Source organism: Streptomyces sp. NPDC026377 (genome assembly GCF_055567715.1).
The window spans coordinates 104,054-121,074 of the sequence record NZ_JBVHPV010000014.1 but is presented as its reverse complement, the minus strand read 5'-3'; the positions used below and the strand labels follow the sequence as shown (position 1 = coordinate 121,074).

Sequence of the window (17,021 nt, the reverse complement as noted above, 5' to 3'; positions counted from 1 at the left end):
GCGGGAACGTCGCGTCCCGGCCGCCCGCGCATCAGTAGGCCCCCTGGCCGTAGAGCACCGCACGCAGCGTCTTCCACAAGATCACTGTGTCCAGGGCGAGCGACCAGTCCTCCACGTACCTGAGGTCCAGCCGGACCGCCTCCTCCCACGGCAGGTCACTGCGTCCGCTGATCTGCCACAGGCCCGTGAGTCCGGGTTTGACCAGCAGCCGCCGCCGGATGTCCGGGCCGTACGCGGCGGACTCCTCCGGCAGCGGAGGCCGCGGGCCGACGAGCGACATGGATCCGGTGAGTACGTTGAAGAGCTGCGGCAGTTCGTCGAGCGAGTACCGGCGCAGCACCGCTCCCACCCGGGTCACCCGCGGGTCGCGGCGGAGCTTGAACAGCAGGCCCGCGCCCTCGTTGCGGTCGGCCAGCGCGGCCCGTGCCCGGTCGGCCCCGGCGACCATGGTGCGGAACTTGAGGATGGTGAACTCGCGGCCGTCCTTACCGACCCGGCGCTGGCGGTAGAACACCCCACCGCGGCTGTCCGCCAGCACAAGGAGCCCGACGCACACCATCAGCGGTGCGAACAGCAGCAGCAGGAGCGCCGCGCCCATCCGGTCGACGACCTCCTTGACCGCGCGGCGGCCGCCGGTGAAGGTCGGCATGCTCACCCGCAGCAGCGGTATCCCGAGCACCGCGTCGACGTGCAGCCGCGGGCCGGCCACCTCCATCAGCACGGGGGCCACGACCATCTCGGCGTCGCTGCCCTCCAGGTTCCAGGCCAGCCGCTGCAACCGGTCCGGTGACCAGTGCGGGTCCGGGGTGACCGCGACGACGCGGTAGCCGTCGCGGCGGACATGGCCCGCGACGTCCGCCAGCCGGCCGACGACCGGCACTCCGTCCAGCTGGTCGCCGTCGAGGCCGAGGCCGTCCGTGGTGCACACCGCGTCCACCCGCCAGCCGAGGTGGGGGAACTTGCGGGTACGGGCGATCAGGTCGCACACGGTGGCCGGGCTCCCGGCCGCGAGCACCGGGCGCAGACACCGCCCTTGCTTGCGCTGCTTGTGCAGCCCCAGGCGCAGCAGATACCGCGCGGTCATGGTGACCAGGCCGATCGCGGGAAGTGCGACGAAGATCCAGAGCTTGATGTTGCGCGAGGTGAGGGCGATCCCGCCGAGCGAGAGGACGACGGCCGCCGTGAACAGCGCGCGCCCGAGCCGGCGGAACTCCTCGGCGCCCTGGCCGAGTACACCGGGAGCCCACGCCCGGCTCACCGCGAGCGCTCCCAGCACCAGCAGTTCGGTGCCGAAGGTGAGGATGCCCCACTTCTCATGCCAGTTGGCCGCGTCCCGGGCCCCGAAGAAGGCGCCGATCGCCGCCACCATGAAGGCGGTGGCGAGGGTGTCACTGGTGATCACGGTACGGCGGTACCGCTGCTCCCAGTCGATCGCGGGCCGGCTGACCACCTCGTCGGCCAGCGGTCTTCGCGCCGGCGGAAACGGACCGACTAGTCCCCCCTGCCGCACAGGACCCCCCAGGTCAGCAGTGGTTGGACGTGTTCGCCTGACACTGTTCCTCCCCCCAGGAGGCCCCCGCCCCCCGCACTGTGTCTCCCCACGGGAGGCCCACGGCCCCCGCGCATGACATCCCGGCTATTCAGTGCTGGTTGAACGACAAACCCACCCTGCGGCAGCTGACTCACAGGTCCTGCCGGCTTCTCGGAAAACACCGGAACCCCTCGAAACCCCAGGTGCTCCCCACACCCGAGGCCCCTCACGGGGTGCCAGGAATTGATCACCCCCATGTCCGGTGACGGGGACGCGACTGCGGCTGTCCGTTTCGCCGGACCTATTGATCGTTATTGGTTGCCTCAAGACCGAGCGGCTGAAGCACGGACAATCTAGACCATGGGAGCCGGTATGTAGAGGGGATGTGTGTAATTCGTGCTCAACCTTTCCGCGGGTCCGCGGGGCGTTGATCAATTACCGGTGTGCGGTATCGGGTTCCCGGGGCGGACGGGGCGATCGGTCCGGGCCGCGGAGGCCGGTTCTGCGGTGTTTTCCGGGGGAGTTGGAGCCCAGGGGGAGGCGCGACGCCGGTATGCCCACCGGGTGAAAACCCGAGATCCGGCCGCGCAACTGTGGCCTGTTTCCGCATGGGTGATGGATGAAAACGGAACGGCGTCTTGACGGCGGGCTGCCCGTCCGATAATTCTCCCATGGGTGCGGTGACCGGCCATGTCCGAAGCGATACCGGTCACGGTGGAGAACCGTCGGTTCACCGGAAGGGCCGATGGTGTCCCGCAGTTGGGCACGCCCTGATGCCTTATTTCGGAAAGGCTCCCGAAAGACCTACCGCGCCTTCACCCACCACGAGGCCGGCCTTCTGGGCGACTTGATCGCCGAGGAGGGCGTCATGGAGAGCGGACGGCCCGCCACGCGCGCGGCGCGCCCCGCTCAGTCGCGGCCTGCCGTGGCCGGTGGGCGGACGGCCTCCTCCAGGGTGGGGACCAGGTGCAGCGCGGGCCCGAGGCCCGAGAGCGCCAGGATCCGGAGGGTGAACGGGTGCGCGCACACCACCGTGAGGCTGCCGTGGCGGGCGCGCACGCGTCGGCGCGCGGTACTGAGCAGTCGTAGGCCGGAGCAGTCGAAGAAGGTGACCGCGCTCAGGTCGATCACGACTTTCGGCTCGTACGGGGCGGTCACGGACTCCAGGTACGGGACGATCTCGGCGGCGGTGGCGATGTCGATCTCGCCACAGAGGGCCAGGACCGTATGCCCGTGCATGCGGTAGACGCGTGACGGTGGGGCGAAGTCCGGTAGGACGGTGATCATGTGCTCACCTCGGTGGAGGCGACCCGCCCGCCCGGAGGCCGACGGAGGAGAGGGTACGGGGGAGGAGGTGCGGCGGGGCGGGACTCGGTGGAGACCTCCGGCCTCGGATGTCGAGAACTCGGGCCTTCGCTGAGTGCATGCCCGCCCCAAGTGGCCATTGAACATTACGCATTGGCATATGACCGATCCGCTGCCGGATCCGCAGTTGGCCGTCCGGCCCGATTCGGCTCGATCGGCGCGATCCGGCCCCGTCCGGCGTTCAGGAACGGCCGTCGGCCCGGTCGCCGGGAGCGCGCCGCACGCCCAGCAGATCGTCGATGCCCGCCTTGATCCGCTCCGGCGTCACCCCGCGGCCCGCCGTCAGGTGCTCGAACAGGCTCGGGACGAAGGGGGCGAGCAGCAGATGGGCCAGCATCGCGATGTCCGCCTCGGGCCGCGCCGTACGCAGGAGCATCGACACATGGGTGTGCAGCGTGGCGTACACCGCGGTGGTGTAGCGCGCGCTCGGTGACGCGGCCTCGGCCATCTGCATGATCTCGCGCTGCTCCACGATCCGGTCGGCGAGCGCGTGCAGGAAGGCACGCAGCCGCTCGTCGGGCGGGGCGCCGGGGCCGAGGGGCGGGGGGCCGGACAGGAACGCCTGCTGGAAGCGCTGCTCGCTGTCGTCCATGAGGGCGAAGAGGAGCTGGCTGACGTCGCCGAACCGGCGGTAGACCGTACCGACGCCCATACAGGCGGCGTGGGCCACCGCGTTCATGGTGACGGCCCGCGGTCCCTGCTCCGCGACCAGCCGGGCCGCCGCGTCCAGGATCTTCCGTCGGTTGCGGGCGGCGTCCGCGCGCTCCGGCGGGTCCTGGCCCGTGACGGAGAGTTCGATGCGGGTCATGGTCCGAGGCTACCGGATAGCTATCCGTTTCGATCGCGGAGCGCGGCGGGCGCAGGCTCCCGGGCCATCCGTGCAGCCCCCCGGCCACCTCTTGCAAAGTGGATTCCTATCCGCTTTACTCGTGCCGAGAGGAACCGGATAGCTATCCACTTCCTCTTCACGCTCCGTTTACGATCTCTGCTTGGGAGGGGCCTCGTCATGAGTGCCAAGGTCGCGGTCATCTACTACTCGTCCACCGGGAACGTCCACCAGCTCGCCAAGGCGATCGCGGAGGGGGCGGAGAAGACCGGCGCCGAGGTCCGGCTGCGCAGGGTCCCCGAGCTCGCTCCGGACGCCGCCATCGACTCCAACCCGGCCTGGCGCGCGCACGTCGAGGACACCAAGGACGTCGAGGTCGCCACGCTCGACGACCTGGAGTGGGCGGACGCGTACGCGCTCGGCTCCCCGACCCGCTTCGGCAACATAGCCGCGCAGCTGAAGCAGTTCATCGACACCACGGGCGGCCTGTGGCAGCGCGGAGTCATGGTGGACAAGCCCGCCACCGGCTTCACCAGCGCCATCAACACGCACGGCGGCAACGAGTCGACGACGCTCGCGCTGTACAACACGTTCCACCACTGGGGCTCGATCATCGTCTCGCCCGGCTACACCGACCCGGTCGTGTACGGCGCGGGCGGCAACCCTTACGGCACGGTCCACGCGGGTTCCGCTCCCGTCTCCGAGGGGACGCTGGAGGCCGCGCGCTACCAGGGAGAGCGCCTGGCGAAGATCGCCGCGCGCCTCCAGGCGGGCACGCGCTGACACCTCGCGCGCACGTCCCGGGGCCCGGCCGTCCACGACGGCCGGGCCCCGGCGCGTACCCGGCCGCGACCGCGCCCACCGGCGGCGCCGACGCCCTCCGCCAACGGTGGCGCGACCGGCGGACGTTAGGTACGGCCCCGCAGGGGCACCCGTACCAACCGACCGTACGCGCAGTCGGAGTTCGGAGGTACAGCCATGGGTCTCGGCGGATGCATTCTGCTGATAGGGATCGGAGCGATTCTCACGTTCGCGGTCGACTGGCACGTCCAGGGGATGAACATCCACGTCGCCGGTCTGGTCCTGATGGCCGTCGGCATCATCGGAACGGCCGCGTACGTGAGCATCTTCAAGCGCCGGCGGGTCCAGCCGCCGCCTCCTGCGGCCCCGGTGGTCGAAGAGGACCGCCGCTACTACTGAGCCGCGGAGGCCTGGCATGGAAGAACTGTCCAAGAAGGTGTCGACGGAGTCGACTGGCCTGGTACTGGCGGGCGTCCTGGCGCTCGACTGCGCCGAGCCCGAGGCCCTGGCCGAGTTCTACGCGCGGCTGCTGGGCGGCGAACCCCCGGCGGAGGAGGATCGCGGCCGGGAGCGGATCGAGATCACCGGCCGCGGCGGTACGCGCATGGCCTTCCGCCGCGACCACGGCGCGGCCCCCAACAGCTGGCCCCGCCCCGACGACTCCCAGCAGGCGCACCTGGAACTCCTGGTGGAGCGGGCGGACATGGACGCGGTGGAGCGGCAGGTGATCGCGCTCGGCGCGCGCCCGCTGGACACGAAGGACAACGGCGGCCCGTTCGACAGGCGCCTCTACTCCGACCCGGCGGGGCATACGTTCTCGCTGCTGAGCCAGTGAGCGCGGCCGGCCGCGCCCGATGAGGACGAGGTCAGTCGATGTCCTGCCCGTCGACGATCCAACTGACGTCTCCCCGCCCCTCCGGGCCGCCCCGGCCGATGGCGAGATGGACGAACCAGATCTCATCGCTCGACAGCTCCCAGGTGAGACAGGCGAGTCCGGCGACGAAGGCGGATACGTCCGCCGGGGGAGCCGTGGGCGACAGTCCTGCGAACCGCCTGAGCATCCGCCAGACGGCGATACGGCCGAGCGCCGTGGAGGCCACCGTCGCGTACGCACCGCTGCCGCCGAGTGCCGGCACGAGGTCGGGGTAGGCGGCGGCAAATGGGATCGGGGTGGCGTACGAGGGCCGCTCCATGGCGGGGAGGGTGTGGAGGTACCGGGCAACGGCCTCCTCCACCCCGCACCGCACGGGCCCGGAGACCCTGACGAAACTGTACGCGGGTGCGCCCGGCACCAGAGGCTCGGGCGCGGCGAGCACGGGTACGGCCCCGCCGCCGGCCCGCGGAAGCCGCTTGCGGCCCTCGCGCCCGACCGAGGAGAGCGAGGCGATGGCCGCGCCCCCGCCGCTCCGCCCCGACGAGCCGGGATGCTCCCGGACGTCCCAGAACTCCGCCTCCCAGGGAGCGAGTGACAGAGGCACACCGCCGTACGCCCCCGGATCGAGCCCGTCGGCGCCGGACAGGTCCTCCCCGCGCAGCACGCGCGCGTGCACCACGAGGTGCCGCAGCAGCGGGTGGCTCAGATGGGGCTCGACTTCCTCCCAGGTCCGCACGTGCGCCAGCGTCTCCCACAGCGCGTCATCAGACGGCGCCCCAGCCACGCAGGTTGGCGAGATGGGCCGCCGTGTAGTTGGCGTGTCCGGTGGTGACGACGTGGTGGAGCCAGGCCTGCCGGGCCTGGAGGTCCTGCATGTCGCGGTCCCACCGGTCGAGTTCGGCGACGAAGGCGTCGCGGGCCTCGCCGTCCCAGGTGAGCACGACCTTCTCGGTACGGGTGTACAGCGCGCCGAGCTTCTCGTTGAGCTGCTTGAGGATGTCCTCCAGCTCACCGGCGAGTTCGCGCAGCGCGCTGAAGCGTACGGCTATGTGCTCGTCGGGGCCGGACATGGCGGGGGCCCTCCTGGGGGCTGGACGGCGGAGCGAGGCGGCGGGGGACAGGCCTACAGATCGCTGATGCCGCTGCGTGAACCGGGCGCGGAGGGGGGAGCCTGGAGGGCGTCGGCCTCGCGGCCGACGTCGACGTGGTCCTGGATCTGGCGCATCTGGGCGAGAACGGCGAGATCCTGTTCACTGAACCCGTCCCGGCCGACCCGTACGGCTTCTTCGACGACAGCGAGGACTCCCCGTATCCGCACGGCGTCCTTCGCCGCACCGCGGTGCAGGTCGCGGTAGGCGGTGGAGGCGGGCCCGCGCCATCCGGCCTCGATGCGGTCGACGATGCCGTCCATGCGCCGGACCTGTTGGTCGAGGTGGCTCCGCATGTCGTGCAGATCTGCGGCAAGTGTGGCCAGCCCGTCTCCCTCGGGCACCCCGAGATCCGGCTTGCCTTGCATGACGCCCACCCCCCGGTAGACAGCGATGCCGGGACCCTACAACGGGGGTGCGGGGGAGGGGAGTTGGGAACGAGCCAGATGTGGCCGGTGAGGGTGGGTGAGGCGCTGGAGACGGGAGCCGGTCGGCGGTTGCCCCCGCCTACGTCCGCGTCGCGACCCCGCACCCCTTCCCATCCCGCTGTTCCATGGCGGTGCTGCGGTCGTACGGATCGATCGCGGGTCCACCCGCCGTGGCGTCCCGCTCTGTTCCGAACGCCGGAGTGAAGTAGCCGTTCGGTTCGCCGCAACCGCCGTTGGTCATGTTCATCTTGTACGAGACCAGGGAGAACGTGCCCGCCTTGGTGATCACCTTCGTGGGATCGTCCCAGTCCGTCATCACTTCGCGCCGCACGATCGTCCGCTCGACCTCACTGCTGCCCGCGGCCGCGCGGACGACGGGGTACACGTATGTGACATCCGTGGCCACCCGGAGCGCACCGCGATCACCCTGCTCGAAGGTGATCCGGCCGCGCGTTTTCACCACGTCCCCGACGAGACGGGTACGCGTCTTGTCGAAACGGCTGAACAGCAGCAGCGGGTCGTTCGTCCTGCTGGGTGTGCGGAACGCGGTCGACAAGTAGTCCTGGACGTCCCGCTGGTGCGGGTTGATCAGGGCGATCGCCTTGGCGGGGTGCTCGCCCCGCAGCACCGCCGGATCCAGGCCGGAGGCGGCGAGGAAGTCCCGGGTGCGGTTGAGGGCCGCTGACACCTGTGCCTTGCTCATCCACCCGGTCGCCCTGGCTTCGGGAACCGAGATCCCCGCGGCGCCGTCGGCCCAGCGTTCGGCGGGGGAGCCCCTGAACGGTGCGTCGAGAGTGGGGTGTCCGGATGCCTGGGCGGGGGGTGCCTGACTGGGGCGAGCCGTCTCCGCGGCGAGCGGAGTGTCCGCCGACCCGTCACCGGCGAACCAGTCGACGACCCGCCCCGGGAACAGGGCCACGGCCAGCAAGGCGAGCGAGGCCAGAAAGCCGACGACGTACCAGCCCTGCTTCCTCCGCCTGGGCCGGGCCGGTGAGTAACCACGCCATGCCTGCGGTGTCCCGGGCTCGTCGCGCAACCGCCGCGCCACCCCCCGAGCCCGGGCGGACGGTTCCTTGGGCGCGTCCGCCACACCCTCCGCGGACTCCCGCAGAAACCGCTCCCACTCCTCGTCAGGCACGGCCGAACCGCCGTCCTGATCCCCCACCGCACTCATGGCTGTCCCCGTATCGACCACCGCCGGGTATGTCCCCGGTAACCGGCCCATGATCCCATAGCCGATGAGTGCGTTCGACGGGTGCCGCGACTGTCGTCCGTTGGGGTGTGGAGAGGGTCAGCGGCGGTTCGAGGGTGCGGGGCCTGCGGACGCTACGGAGTTCCCCCGCGAGGCGTCGCGCCCGCCCTCACCAGGAGCTCGACGGTTTCTGGATGGGGGCCGCGGAGCGCCCACTCCAGTGGCGGCCAACCCGTGCCGTCGTCCTCCCGGAGGTTCGGATCTCTTCTCCTCGGTGCCCTCGGCCCCTGCCTCCGCACCCCCTACCTCCCCCGCCCCCGGTCCAACGTGCTCCGCATCGCATCCATGATGTCCTGACGCGCCCCCCGGAACGCGCGGCGCGCCTCCGCGCACCCGGCGGTCTCGTACGTTGCCCCCGCCATCACCGCATCCCGGTAGTCGCCCAGGGCCCTCGTCGCCGCCCGTGCCTTGGTGACCACCTCCGCAGGAGCGACGAGTTCCAGCTCGTACTGGCGTGCGTACACCGCATTGTCCTGGATCGCCGGCCTGGCCTGATCGGCCCGCTGTTCCGGCGCGACCCCTAGGGAACGGCTCGCCAGCGAGATCGCGTCCCTGGCGAGCGTCGCCGCTTCGAGGTAGCGCGCGTACGCCGTACGTAACTCGCTCCGCTCCTGCTCGCCCAGGCTCCGTCTCCAGCGCACCCGCTCGCCGAGAAGCGTGCTGCCCATACCGATCACCGCGCCCATGACCGTCCCCACCACCGTCGCCCACTCCATGGCCGGAGGATAGGGAACGCCGCCCTGGGGACACAGCCGTCTCCCGGCTTCCGCCTCTCCGGCCGGGCGAGGGGCGGAAGCCAAGACGCGGTCACGGGACGGCCATCCCCACCCCATCGGCCCATCCCCCCGCGCGCCCTCCCCACCCCCCACGTTCCAATGAACACGTGACCGCCGGACAGCCCACCGCGCCGCCGCCCCACGGCGCGCCCCCTCTCGTGGCAGCCGACGCGCCCCCCGACGACTGCCTCGCCCACAACGACTGGATCTGCGGCGACTACCTCTCCTCCCGCCGCTCGATCCTCTGGGACGCCGTCGTCCAGCACCTCCAGCTCACGCTCGTCTCCGTCGTCATCGGGCTGGTCATCGCCCTCCCGCTCGCCATCGCCGCGCGGCGATGGCGGTGGGCGGCCGGACCCGTGCTCGGACTCACCACCGTCCTCTACACGATCCCCTCCCTCGCGATGTTCTCGCTGCTCCTGCCGGTGTACGGGCTGTCGGCGACACTGGTCGTGGCCGGGCTCGTGCTGTACTCGCTCACCCTCCTCGTACGGAACATCCTCGCGGGACTGCGGGCCGTTCCCGAGGACACCCGCCAGGCCGCGCGCGGTATGGGATACGGGCCCGTACGGCTGCTGCTCGCCGTGGAGCTGCCGCTCGCCCTGCCCGCCGCCATGGCGGGGCTGCGGATCGCGACCGTCTCCGCCGTCTCGCTGGTCACCGTCGGCGCCATCGTCGGCTACGGCGGACTCGGCAACCTCATCTACGCCGGGATGAACACCTACTTCAAGGCGCAGGTCCTCACCGCGTCCGTCCTCTGCGTCGTCATCGCCGTCGCCGCCGACCTCGTCCTCCTCCTCGCCCAGCGGCTGCTCACCCCCTGGACGCGGGCGGCACGCGCATGAGCACGCTCTCCGACGCCTGGTCCTGGCTCACCAGCTCCGCCCACTGGCACGGCGAGAACGGCATCTGGCACCGGCTCGGCGAACACCTCTGGCTCACCGCGCTCTGCCTCGTCCTCAGCTGCCTGATCGCGCTGCCCGTCGCCCTGGTCCTCGGGCACCTCGGCAGAGGCGGCGCCCTCGCCGTCAACCTCTCCAACATCGGCCGGGCCGTGCCCACCTTCGCCGTGCTCGTCCTGCTGCTCCTCACCCCGCTGGGGCGGCACGGTGAGGCGCCCACCGTCGTCGCCCTCGTCCTCTTCGCCGTGCCGCCGCTGCTGACCAACGCCTACGTCGGGATGCGCGAGGTCGACCGCGATGTCGTACGGGCCGCGCGCGGCATGGGGATGACCGGCGGCCAGATGCTGTGGCGGGTCGAACTGCCCCTCGCACTGCCACTCGTCCTCACCGGGGTCCGTATCGCCGCCGTGCAGCTGGTCGCCACCGCCACTCTCGCCGCGCTCGCGGGCGGCGGAGGTCTCGGCCGGATCATCACCGCCGGGTTCAACCTCGCCTCCACCCCGCAGGTCGTGGCGGGGGCCGTCCTCGTCGCCGTCTTCGCGCTGGTGGTGGAGGCGGTCTTCGAGGCCGTACAGCGACTCGGGCCGGCGCGGGCGAGGGGCGGCCCCGTATGAGGGCCCGGCGCGCCTGCGCGGCCGGACTGCTCGCCGCGACGGCCCTCACCGCCTGCACCACCGGCCCCGCCCTGGAGAACCAGGGCGCCGTCACCGCGGCCCCCGGCGACAGCAGACACCTCACCATCGGGACCGCCGGATTCACCGAGAGCGATCTGCTCGCCCAGATGTACGCCCTGCTGCTCGACCGCGCCGGCTACCGCACCAAGATCCTCTCGGTCACCAACCGCGAGCTGTACGAACCCGCCCTGGAGGCCGGGCAGATCGACGTCGTGCCGGAGTACGCGGCGACCCTCGCCGATTGGCTCAACGCCAAGGCGCACGGGCCGGACGCGCCCCCCGTCGGCTCGCCCGACCTCACCACCACGATGAAGGCCCTGCGCGCCCTCGCCGCCCCGCGTGGTCTCACCGTCCTCGACCCGGGCCGGGCCGTCGACCAGAACGCCTTCGCCGTGACCGCCGCGTACGCCCGCCGCCACCGCCTCAGGACGCTCGGCGACCTGGGCGCGGCGAAACTTCCCGTACGGCTCGCGGCGGGGGACGAGTGTGTTCAACGGCCCTACTGCGCACCGGGGTTGAAGAAGACGTACGGCATCGACATCACCGCCGTCGACCCCAAGGGCGTAGGCACCACCCAGTCCAAGCAGGCCGTGCAGAACGGGCAGGACCAGATGGTCCTCACCACGACGACGGACGCGACCCTGGACGCCTTCGGACTCGTCCTGCTCGCCGACGACCGGCATCTGCAGAATGCCGACTACATCGTGCCCGTCGTCAACCGGTCGCGGGCCGGGAGCGAGGGGGTGACAGGCGCGCTGGGCGCGCTCAACACCGTGCTGACCACCGCCGACCTGGCGGACCTCAATGAGCGGGTGGACAGCTGGCGGCGGCTCGCCAAGGACGTGGCCAGGGACTATTTGGTGTCGAAGGGTCTTCTGCGGCCCTGAATACGGTCCCGCAGCCGGTCCTTGCCGCGCCGGTGCAACCGATGCTGGACGTGTCCCGCCGCGCGGTCCGCCGGCAGCGGCTCCGGCGGGTCGTCGGCGCTCTCCTGGACGCACACGTGGACGTGCACGTCGTGCCAGCCGTCCGCGTGCAACTGGGCGCTGCGGCGAGTGCTCTCCGCGGAGAAACCCGACTTGAGGGCGACCCGGCAGGCGGCGTCGTTGGCCGTCGGGTGGGCGATCTCGATCCGGTGCAGGCCCACCGTGTCCAGCGCCCACGAGGCCAGCGCGGAGACCGCCGCGGGCGCCGCTCCCTGGCCGCGGACCGAGGGCAGGATCCAGTACCGGCACTCGGAGCGGCCCACCGCCAGATCCAGGCAGCACAGGGCGACCCAGCCGACCAGCGCGCCGTCCGAGGCGCGCGCCACCGCCCAGTGGGCGTCCGTCTCGGCCCGCCAGCCCTGCCGCCAGCGCGCGATCCACCCCCGGGTCTCGATCTCGCAGTCCGCCCGGCGCCGCGTCCAGTGCTGGATCGCCGGATCCTGGTACGCCTGGTAGACGAAGGACGCGTCGTCGAGTTCCCAGGGCCGCAGGAACAGACCGGCGGATACCGCGAGGGCCGGTTGGTCGGACCGTCCGAGGCGGCCTGCCGGGACAACGGCAGGGACCAGCTGGGGCATGGACCCATCATGGCAGTGGAGCGCCGCCCCGGGGGGTCGCTCCGGCGGGACGGGCCGCCCGGTTTTTCACGTCCACACGTTCACGTCCGTACGGAAGCGCCGGGGGGGCGCTAGGAACTGGACGCAGGCGTACGCGGAAGCGGGGACCGGCGCCGGAGCCGGGCCCCACAATGGGGTCACGGGGAAGTACGGGCAGCGACGGGCGAGAGGGACACCAGGGTATGGATCACGACGAGCTCATCAGCCGGTTCGGGGCACTCACCACCGCGCACGTGGCGGACGCGTGCCTGCGCGCACGCGTGCCGGTGCGGTGCGCGCCGCCCGTCCTGCGTCCCGTGGTGGACGGCGGGCGCGTGGCCGGGCGGGTGGCCCCGGCGCGGCACGTCGGCAGCGTCGACATCTTCCTGGAGGCGTACGAACAGGCCGCGCCGGGTGACGTCCTGGTCATCGACAACGGCGGGCGGCTCGACGAGGCGTGCGTGGGGGACCTCGCGGTCCTGGAGGCCGAGAACGCCGGGCTGTCCGGCGTGGTGATCTGGGGTCTGCACCGCGACACGGCCGACATCCGGGCGATCGGACTGCCCGTGTTCAGCATGGGCGCGACCCCGACCGGGCCGCAGCGGCTGGACGGCCGCCCCAAGGACGCGCTGGAGGCGGCCACGGTGGGGGAGTGGACCGTTGGCCGCGCGGACGTGGTGCTCGGGGACGACGACGGCGTGCTGTTCGTGCCCGCCGACCGCGCGGCCGAACTGCTCACCGTGGCGGAGACGATCCGCGACACCGAGCGCCTCCAGGCGGAGCGCATCCGTGCGGGCAACTCCCTGCGCGAGCAGGTGCGGTTCACCCGCTATCTCGCCGACCGCGAGGGCAGCCCGTCGCTCACGTTCCGCGAACACCTGCGCGCGGTGGGCGGGGCGATCGAGGAATAGGGCGGCGCGCGGACGCGGGGTGCGCCTCGCCGAGTGAACCTCGCTCCCCCGAAGTCACCGTTCAGGATCCGGCGATCCCGTCCATGAAACTCTTCGGCCAGGAACCGGATATCCCGACGCGTGTCTGGAACAAGGAAGTCCGGATGCGCCGCATGGCAACGAACCGTGCGCGGCAAGCCAATGACCCAGTGCCGCCCTCCCCGCAGACTCCTTTCACCGAGCCGCTCCAAGACACAGCTCGGTGTCGCAACAGCCTTCGACAAAAGGAGTCGGACATGCACTTCGCCCTGCCGCGCACGGCAGTTGTGGGCGCCTTCCTCATGGGTGCCGCCTTCGCTCCCACCGTGGCCAACGCCGCCGCGGCCTCCCCGGCGCCGGCTCCGGCCGTCGCCAAGGTCTCGGCGGGCAGCGCCGGTACGACCGTCACGGTGAACCGCGACGCGCGTACCGGCATCTTCTCCGCGACCGGATGCCACGGCACCACCTGCATCTACGTCAACGGGAGCGGTCTTTACGTGAATTACGCGACCGTCACCAACCGGTACGGCAACCCCACGGGCAGGGGAGTCATTTCCAGTACGTGGGACGGCCAGACCCACTACGGACCCTGGCTCGGGGAGAGCGGTTCCTGGCGCTGGGACTACTACGTCACCATGAACCAGAACAACAAGGTCTGCGGATCCATAGAAGGCCGTGACGTGGCCTGTCTCACGATCCACCGCTGACGTCAGGCAGCGGTGACGGCGGCCGGGCCCCGCAGGCCCCGCCCGCGCCCGGCGCATCGGTCACGGTGATCGGACCGCGCGGTCCGTGCGAGGCGTCCGCGTTGAACCGGCGCTTGCCGGAACGCGGACGCCTCAAGCCGGTCCTGCGCCGCGTCCACCGTCGGCCCGATGCGGCAATCGGACGCATGACCGGTTTCAACTCGGCCGGCCCGGCAACCCGTTCGACATGTCCAGACGCTATGGCGGGAACCCAGCAGCGACGATCATCCTCATCCTCGCGGACATCACCGCGGTGATCCTGATCCTGTGGATCGTCTTCTACCTCTTGGACGCCAACACCGCGAACGACTTGGTGTCCTGGGTCCACCACGCGGCGAACTGGCTCTCGGGCTGGTCGCGTGACATGTTCAACGTCGAGTCGGACGACTGGCGCACGATCCTCAACTACGGGCTGCCCGCGGTGGTGTATCTGCTGGTCGGCCACGCGGTGGCGGGCCGGGTCAACCGGTCGTAACAGCCGCGGGGCGGCCGTCGGCCGCCCCGTCCGCCACCGGGCCCCTACGCATCCGCCACGGAGTCGAACTCGACCTCCTCGCGCGCCACCCCCTGCGCATCGGCGTCCACCGACCTGCGCAGGGCCTCGTGGAGCTTCGCCGGGGTCAGGACGCCCGCGAAGTGGGCGCCGTCCAGGACCGCGACCCAGCCCGCGTCGTACTGGAGCATCTCGCTGAACGCCTGTTTCAGCGGGGCGCCCAGCGGCACCCAGGCCTCCATACGGCGGGCCAGGTCCGCCACCGTGGCGGGCGTGCCCGCCAGTGAGAGCTCGTCCGCGGAGGCCCAGCCGTGGAGCTCGCCGGAGGCGTTGAGGACGACCGCCCAGCGCGCCCCGCTCTCGCGCAGCCGCGCGGCGGCCACGGCGGCGGGCTCGTCGAGGCGGGCGAGCGGGGGCTGCTCCAGGTCGCTCTCCTCGACGGTGGTGACCGACAGCCGCTTCAGGCCGCGGTCCGCGCCCACGAAGCGGGCCACGTACGGGGTCGCCGGGGCGCCCAGGACCGCCGCCGGAGTGTCGAACTGTTCGATGCGGCCCTCTCCGTACACCGCCATCCGGTCGCCCATCCGCACCGCCTCCTCGATGTCGTGCGTGACCAGGAGGACGGTCTTGCGCACGGTCGCCTGGAGGCTCAGGAACTCGTTCTGGAGGCGCTCGCGCACCACCGGGTCCACCGCCCCGAACGGCTCGTCCATGAGCAGCACGGGCGGATCGGCCGCCAGGGCCCGCGCCACGCCGACGCGCTGGCGCTGGCCGCCCGAGAGCTGGGCCGGGTAGCGCGAGCCGAACGTCTTGGGGTCCAGGCCCACCAGGTCCAGGAGCTCGGCCGCCCGTGCCCGCGCTCTCGCCCGCTTCCAGCCGACCAGCGCCGGCACGGTCGCCGTGTTGTCCAGGACCGTGCGGTGCGGGAACAGGCCCACCTGCTGGATGACATAGCCGATGCGGCGGCGCAGTTTCACGGGGTCGAGCGAGGAGATGTCCTCGCCGTCCACCAGGATGCGGCCGGACGTGGGTTCGATCAGGCGGTTCACCATCATCATGGTGGTGGTCTTGCCGCAGCCCGAGGGGCCGACCAGGGTGACCAGCTCCCCCTCGGCCACCTCGAAGGACAGGCCGTCGACGGCGGTCGTGCCGTCCGGATACACCTTGCTGACCCGCTCGAACCTGATCATGGATCCACGCTAGGAGCCCCGGCGCCCGTACGCACACGGACGGCCGCCGGGGGAGTGCGCGGGCGGTCGGCCGGATGCCGCCGGGCGGGCGGTGCGCGCCGGGGCCGGTGTGATCCACTGGGCCGGGCCGGACCCACGCCGAGACCAGGAGCCCGCCCCCTTGACCACCGCCGCCGCGCCCGTCTACCGCCAGCCCGGAACCGTCCTCGTCGACCACCGCTTCGCCGTACCCCTCGACCACGCCCGCCCCGACGGCGAACGGATCGAGCTCTACGCGCGCGAGGTCGTCGCCGCGGACCGCGCCGCCGAGCGGGAGCGGCTGCCCTGGCTGCTCTATCTGGAGGGCGGCCCCGGCTTCGGCGCCCGGCGGTTCATCGGGCGGCAGGCCTGGCTCGGGCGCGCGCTGCGCGACTACCGGGTGCTCCTGCTCGACCAGCGCGGCACGGGCCTGTCCACTCCCGCCAACCGCCAGACCCTCCCGCTGCGCGGCTGCCCCCGTGAACAGGCCGACTACCTCGGCCACTTCCGCGCCGACGCGATCGTCAAGGACTGCGAGCTGATCCGCCGCGAACTCAACCGCGGCGCGCCCTGGACCGTCCTCGGCCAGAGCTTCGGTGGGTTCTGCGCCACCCACTACCTCTCCACCGCGCCCGAGGGCCTGGCCGCCGTGCTGATCACCGGCGGGCTCCCTTCCCTGGACGCCCACGCCGACGACGTGTACCGGGCGGCCCACCCCCGCATCGAGCGCAAGAACGCCGCGTACTACGCCCGCTATCCGCTGGACGTCGAGCGGGTGCGCCGGATCGCCGAGCACCTGGTCGCCGAACCCGCCGTCCTGCCCGGCGGATACGTGCTGAGCCCCGCGGCCTTCCAGTCCCTCGGCATCCTCCTCGGCGCGGGCGACGGCGCCCACCAGCTGCACTACCTGCTGGAAGACGCCTTCGTGCGGACCCCCGCCGGGCCCGCGCTCTCCGACGCCTTCCAGGAAGGCGTGCGGGCGGTCCTCTCCTTCGCCGCCCACCCCCTGTACGCCGTCCTCCACGAGGCGATCTACGCCCAGGGCGCCCGCCCCACCGCCTGGTCCGCCGAGCGGGTCCGCGCGGAGTTCCCCCGGTTCTCCGCCGAGAAGGCCCTCGCCTCAAACGGGCCCGTCCTGTTCACCGGTGAGTCCGTGCACCCCTGGCACTTCGAGACCGACCCCGCGCTGCGCCCCCTGCGCGAGACGGCCGAGCTGCTGGCCGCCCGCACCGACTGGGCGCCGCTGTACGACACGGCCGCGCTCGCCGCCAACGAGGTGCCGGTGGCCGCCGCCGTCTACCACGACGACATGTACGTCGACACCGCGCACTCGCTCGCCACCGCCCGCGCGGTGCGGGGGCTGCGCACCTGGGTCACCGACGAGTACGAGCACGACGGCGTACGGGCCGGCGGCGAGCGCGTACTGGACCGGTTGCTCGGCCTCGTACGCGGTGAGGTGTAGCCGTCTGCGACGCCGGAAAGTGGC

At 71.8% G+C, this 17,021-nt stretch carries 20 protein-coding genes; 10 read left to right on the top strand and 10 right to left on the bottom strand.

Annotation, left to right across the window (positions count from 1 at the left end; genetic code table 11):
• Window positions 1-31: 31 nt before the first annotated feature.
• The 3 genes from ACZ4MU_RS26270 to ACZ4MU_RS26260 all read right to left on the bottom strand — a co-directional run bounded on the left by ACZ4MU_RS26270 (window position 32) and on the right by ACZ4MU_RS26260 (window position 3,704).
• Window positions 32-1,510, bottom strand: a complete 1,479-nt coding sequence (locus ACZ4MU_RS26270) for a sugar transferase (protein ID WP_467881247.1) — start codon at window positions 1,508-1,510, stop codon at window positions 32-34.
• Between the two features lie 930 nt (window positions 1,511-2,440).
• Window positions 2,441-2,818, bottom strand: coding sequence for an STAS domain-containing protein (locus ACZ4MU_RS26265; RefSeq protein ID WP_467881245.1), 378 nt, complete (start codon window positions 2,816-2,818; stop codon window positions 2,441-2,443).
• A gap of 259 nt (window positions 2,819-3,077) precedes the next feature.
• Complete coding sequence (locus ACZ4MU_RS26260; RefSeq protein WP_467881242.1) at window positions 3,078-3,704, bottom strand: TetR/AcrR family transcriptional regulator; 627 nt, start codon at window positions 3,702-3,704, stop codon at window positions 3,078-3,080.
• A 198-nt stretch (window positions 3,705-3,902) separates the two neighbouring features.
• Here ACZ4MU_RS26260 and wrbA point away from each other — a divergent pair, with 198 nt between their 5' ends.
• The 3 genes from wrbA to ACZ4MU_RS26245 all read left to right on the top strand — a co-directional run bounded on the left by wrbA (window position 3,903) and on the right by ACZ4MU_RS26245 (window position 5,358).
• Window positions 3,903-4,505: an NAD(P)H:quinone oxidoreductase gene (wrbA, locus tag ACZ4MU_RS26255; protein ID WP_467881240.1), complete on the top strand. Its 603-nt coding sequence runs from the start codon at window positions 3,903-3,905 to the stop codon at window positions 4,503-4,505.
• Window positions 4,506-4,700: 195 nt separating this feature from the next.
• A complete protein-coding gene (locus ACZ4MU_RS26250) occupies window positions 4,701-4,922 on the top strand; it encodes a hypothetical protein (protein ID WP_101391168.1) in 222 nt (73 codons plus the stop codon).
• Between the two features lie 16 nt (window positions 4,923-4,938).
• Window positions 4,939-5,358, top strand: coding sequence for a VOC family protein (locus tag ACZ4MU_RS26245; RefSeq protein ID WP_467881237.1), 420 nt, complete (start codon window positions 4,939-4,941; stop codon window positions 5,356-5,358).
• A 31-nt stretch (window positions 5,359-5,389) separates the two neighbouring features.
• Here ACZ4MU_RS26245 and ACZ4MU_RS26240 read toward each other — a convergent pair whose 3' ends face one another.
• From ACZ4MU_RS26240 to ACZ4MU_RS26220, 5 genes are all read right to left on the bottom strand, one after another.
• Window positions 5,390-6,133 (bottom strand): hypothetical protein, encoded by a 744-nt coding sequence (locus ACZ4MU_RS26240; protein ID WP_467881234.1) that lies wholly within the window; start codon window positions 6,131-6,133, stop codon window positions 5,390-5,392.
• 28 nt (window positions 6,134-6,161) lie between these two features.
• Window positions 6,162-6,467: a WXG100 family type VII secretion target gene (locus ACZ4MU_RS26235; RefSeq protein WP_467881232.1), complete on the bottom strand. Its 306-nt coding sequence runs from the start codon at window positions 6,465-6,467 to the stop codon at window positions 6,162-6,164.
• 53 nt (window positions 6,468-6,520) lie between these two features.
• A complete protein-coding gene (locus ACZ4MU_RS26230; protein WP_467881229.1) occupies window positions 6,521-6,913 on the bottom strand; it encodes a WXG100 family type VII secretion target in 393 nt (130 codons plus the stop codon).
• 139 nt (window positions 6,914-7,052) lie between these two features.
• The gene (locus ACZ4MU_RS26225) at window positions 7,053-8,147 is read right to left on the bottom strand and encodes a hypothetical protein (protein ID WP_467881226.1); all 1,095 of its coding nucleotides are present in this window, start codon (window positions 8,145-8,147) and stop codon (window positions 7,053-7,055) included.
• A 320-nt stretch (window positions 8,148-8,467) separates the two neighbouring features.
• On the bottom strand, window positions 8,468-8,941 hold the full coding sequence (locus tag ACZ4MU_RS26220; protein WP_467881224.1) for a hypothetical protein: 474 nt from the start codon (window positions 8,939-8,941) through the stop codon (window positions 8,468-8,470).
• A gap of 218 nt (window positions 8,942-9,159) precedes the next feature.
• Here ACZ4MU_RS26220 and ACZ4MU_RS26215 point away from each other — a divergent pair, with 218 nt between their 5' ends.
• Genes ACZ4MU_RS26215 through ACZ4MU_RS26205 form a run of 3 tightly spaced genes read left to right on the top strand, consistent with a single transcriptional unit; the run spans window position 9,160 to window position 11,464 of the window.
• Complete coding sequence (locus ACZ4MU_RS26215; RefSeq protein ID WP_467881399.1) at window positions 9,160-9,846, top strand: ABC transporter permease; 687 nt, start codon at window positions 9,160-9,162, stop codon at window positions 9,844-9,846.
• Window positions 9,843-10,517 (top strand): ABC transporter permease, encoded by a 675-nt coding sequence (locus ACZ4MU_RS26210; RefSeq protein ID WP_467881222.1) that lies wholly within the window; start codon window positions 9,843-9,845, stop codon window positions 10,515-10,517. Before ACZ4MU_RS26215 ends, ACZ4MU_RS26210 begins: the two co-directional genes overlap by 4 nt.
• A complete protein-coding gene (locus ACZ4MU_RS26205) occupies window positions 10,514-11,464 on the top strand; it encodes an ABC transporter substrate-binding protein (protein ID WP_467881219.1) in 951 nt (316 codons plus the stop codon). Before ACZ4MU_RS26210 ends, ACZ4MU_RS26205 begins: the two co-directional genes overlap by 4 nt.
• Here the strand turns inward: ACZ4MU_RS26205 and ACZ4MU_RS26200 are convergent.
• Window positions 11,431-12,141 carry a GNAT family N-acetyltransferase gene (locus ACZ4MU_RS26200; RefSeq protein ID WP_467881216.1) on the bottom strand — a complete coding sequence of 237 codons (711 nt, stop codon included), beginning with the start codon at window positions 12,139-12,141 and terminating at the stop codon, window positions 11,431-11,433. The two genes, ACZ4MU_RS26205 and ACZ4MU_RS26200, sit on opposite strands and share 34 nt — an antisense overlap.
• A gap of 221 nt (window positions 12,142-12,362) precedes the next feature.
• Between ACZ4MU_RS26200 and ACZ4MU_RS26195 the strand changes: the two genes are divergently transcribed.
• The 3 genes from ACZ4MU_RS26195 (at window position 12,363) to ACZ4MU_RS26185 (ending at window position 14,309) form a co-directional block, all read left to right on the top strand.
• Window positions 12,363-13,070, top strand: coding sequence for an RraA family protein (locus ACZ4MU_RS26195; RefSeq protein ID WP_467881214.1), 708 nt, complete (start codon window positions 12,363-12,365; stop codon window positions 13,068-13,070).
• 275 nt (window positions 13,071-13,345) lie between these two features.
• The gene (locus ACZ4MU_RS26190) at window positions 13,346-13,795 is read left to right on the top strand and encodes a hypothetical protein (RefSeq protein WP_467881212.1); all 450 of its coding nucleotides are present in this window, start codon (window positions 13,346-13,348) and stop codon (window positions 13,793-13,795) included.
• A 226-nt stretch (window positions 13,796-14,021) separates the two neighbouring features.
• Window positions 14,022-14,309 carry a hypothetical protein gene (locus ACZ4MU_RS26185; RefSeq protein WP_467881209.1) on the top strand — a complete coding sequence of 96 codons (288 nt, stop codon included), beginning with the start codon at window positions 14,022-14,024 and terminating at the stop codon, window positions 14,307-14,309.
• Window positions 14,310-14,353: 44 nt separating this feature from the next.
• On the opposite strand, the gene ACZ4MU_RS26180 is transcribed toward ACZ4MU_RS26185, so the two are convergent.
• Window positions 14,354-15,517 carry an ABC transporter ATP-binding protein gene (locus tag ACZ4MU_RS26180; RefSeq protein ID WP_467881206.1) on the bottom strand — a complete coding sequence of 388 codons (1,164 nt, stop codon included), beginning with the start codon at window positions 15,515-15,517 and terminating at the stop codon, window positions 14,354-14,356.
• A 160-nt stretch (window positions 15,518-15,677) separates the two neighbouring features.
• On the opposite strand from ACZ4MU_RS26180, the gene ACZ4MU_RS26175 reads away from it, so the two are divergent.
• Window positions 15,678-16,997, top strand: coding sequence for an alpha/beta fold hydrolase (locus ACZ4MU_RS26175; RefSeq protein ID WP_467881203.1), 1,320 nt, complete (start codon window positions 15,678-15,680; stop codon window positions 16,995-16,997).
• Window positions 16,998-17,021: the final 24 nt, after the last annotated feature.